Annotated in this window: 1 protein-coding gene and 2 pseudogenes; 1 reads left to right on the top strand and 2 read right to left on the bottom strand. The window is 74.4% G+C overall.

The genetic code is table 11. The features are described from left to right. A pseudogene (locus tag AC2W7M_RS23310) lies at positions 1-834 on the top strand (cobalt-precorrin-5B (C(1))-methyltransferase); the annotation flags it as partial. On the opposite strand, the pseudogene cobM reads toward AC2W7M_RS23310, so the two are convergent. Both cobM and cbiT read right to left on the bottom strand, forming a co-directional pair. Next, positions 801-1,945: pseudogene (cobM, locus tag AC2W7M_RS23315) on the bottom strand (precorrin-4 C(11)-methyltransferase). The pseudogenes AC2W7M_RS23310 and cobM sit on opposite strands and share 34 nt — an antisense overlap. Positions 1,946-1,968: 23 nt before the next feature. Next, the coding region (cbiT, locus tag AC2W7M_RS23320) for a precorrin-6Y C5,15-methyltransferase (decarboxylating) subunit CbiT (protein ID WP_486135300.1) at positions 1,969-2,701 on the bottom strand (733 nt) is incomplete at its 5' end.

The following is a 2,701-nucleotide window of genomic DNA, read 5'->3' on the forward strand; positions in this document are numbered from 1 at the left end:
GTCCGCGCGGCGAGGGGGTCGGCACCATCACCGCCCCGGCTTGCCGCTGCCGCCGGGCGAGCCGGCCATCAATCCGGTGCCGCGCCGCATGATCGCCGAAGGGATCGCCGAGGTGGCGGCGGCGCATGGGGTCCCGCCCGACGCCGCGGTGGAGATCGCCATCGCCGATGGCGCGGCATTGGCGCTGAAGACGCTCAACCCGCGCCTCGGCATCCTCGGCGGCCTCTCGGTGCTGGGCACAACGGGGGTGGTGATCCCATTTTCCTGCTCCGCCTGGATCCACTCCATCCATCGCGGCATCGACGTGGCGCGCGCATGGGGATCGAGCATGTGGCGGGGGCGACCGGGTCCGCCTCCGAGGCGGCGGTGCAGAAGCTGCACAGCCTGCCGGAGGTGGCGCTGATCGACATGGGCGATTTCGCCGGCGGCATGCTGAAGTACATTGCCGCCCACCCGGTCGGGAGGGTCACGGTGGCCGGCGGCGTCGCCAAGATGACGAAGCTGGCGCAGGGCCGGCTCGACCTGCATTCCAAGCGCGGCAGCGCCGACCTTCCCGCCCTCGCCGACCTTGCGCGCGGGGCGGGTGCGGCGGACCCGGTGGCGGCCGCGATTGCGCAGGCCAACACCGTGGCCCATGCCTTCGCCATCGCCGCCGATGCCGGCATCGCGCTCGGCGATGCCGTGGCGCATGGCGCCTGGCAGACGGCGGCCGGCGCGCTGCGGCGGGCCGACATCGAACTGGAGATCGTCGTGTTCGACCGCGACGGCGCGCTGAAGGGCCGCGCTCCGTTCGCCCCGGCTCACGCGCCGCCTCCCCGGAAGCGGCGCACATAGTCGCGGTCATAGAGCGCGCTCTCGCGGAAGTCGCCGGCCGCCAGCGCGCGGCCCACCAGGATCAGCGCGGTGCGCGTCATCGGGTCGGCGGCGAGCTTCGCTTCGATGTCGGCGAGGGTGCCGGTCACCACTCGCTCCTGCGGCCAGGTGGCGCGTTCCACCACCGCCACCGGGCAGTCGGCGCCGTAATGGGGCGTCAGCGCTTCGACCACCTTGCCGAGCACATGCACCGCGAGGTGGATGGCGAGCGTCGCGCCGGTGGCGGCGAAGGCTTCGAGCCTCTCGCCCTCCGGCATGGCGGAGGCGCGGCCGGAGACGCGCGTCAGCACCACGCTCTGCGCCACTTCCGGCACGGTCAGCTCGCGCCCCACCAGCGCCGCCGCCGCCGCGAAGGCCGGCACGCCGGGGGTGAGCGTAAAGGGGATGCCGCGCCGCTCCAGCCGGCGCACCTGCTCCGCGACCGCGCTGTAGAGCGAGAGGTCGCCGGAATGCAGCCGCGCCACGTCCTCTCCCGCCGCGTGGGCGCGCACGAACTCGGCCTCGATGCGGTCGAGGTCGAGCGGGGCGGTGTCGACGAGGCGCGCCCCGGGGGGCACCAGGAGAGCACCTCCGGCGCCACGGTGGAGCCGGCGAACAGGCACACCGGGCAGCGGGCGATGAGGTCGCGCCCGCGCACGGTGATGAGATCCGCCGCGCCGGGGCCGGCGCCGATGAAATGCACACTCATGCGATGTCCCGTCGCGCCAAAGCGCAGGTGACCGGCCCAAGCGCGAGGCGCGGGCCGAGCAGCTGGCGCCTGCGCCCCGGGCCGCCGCCAGCGCAGCGGTTCCGCCGCGGACGGGCACGCGAAGCAGCGCCACCACCCGCTCGGAGCGGGTGCTTTCGCGCGGTTGGAGGCGGCCTCCAGCTGGGTCTGCGGCACCAGCACCAGGGGCAGGCCGAGCGCCGCCGCCGTCTCGCTGATGCCGGCCTCCCCGCCCTTCACGGCGGGGGCGGCGATGAGGCTCACGTCGGCGCGGACGAGATCGGCGCGCGCCAGCGCCGCGTCGAGGGCGGCCAGCACCTCGTCCTGCGATACGCCCCGCTTCGAGCCGATGCCGGCGACGATCATGTTCCTGCCTCAGCCTTCCGTCTTCACGTCTTCGCCTTGACATGCCGCCACTGGGTGACCGGCATGGCCGAGCGCCAGCCGGTCAGTCCCTGCACCGGCGCCGCCCGCGACAGGGCGATGCGCACCAGGTCGCCGCCGAGCCGCGCATGGGCGGCCAGCAGCAGCGCCTCGGTCTGCAGCGTCACCGCGTTCGCCACCAGCCGCCCGCCCGGCTTCAGCGCCTCCAGCGCCGTGTCCAGCAACCGCGTCCGGCTCGCGCCGCCGCCGACAAAGATGACATCGGGCGGGGGGAGCCCCGCAAGGGCCTTGGGCGCCGCACCCTCGACGATCTGAAGGTGGGGCACGCCGAGCCGCTCGGCATTGCGCGCCATGCGGGCGGCGCGGGCGGCATCCTTCTCGATGGCGATGGCGGACAGCGAAGGATCGCACAGCAGCCACTCGATGGAGACCGAGCCCGAGCCGCCGCCGATGTCCCACAAAAGCTCGCCGCGCCGCGGCGCCAGCGCGGAGAGGGTCAGCGCCCGGATCTCGCGCTTGGTGATCTGCCCGTCATGCTCGAACAGCTCGTCGGGAAGGCCGCAGGCGAAAGACAGGAGCGGCGCGCCGTCGGCCGCCGCCACTTCGATGGCGACGAGGTTCAGCGGGCGGATGCCGTCGAGGTCGAAGCCGTCCGCCTGCGCCGCGCGGATGCGCTCGCGCGGGCCGCCCAGAGCCTCCAGCACCGTGAGGCGCGAGGCGCCGCAGCCGAAGTCGGCG

This window comes from Xanthobacter sp. BG11Y11_SDJG (genome assembly GCF_057364445.1).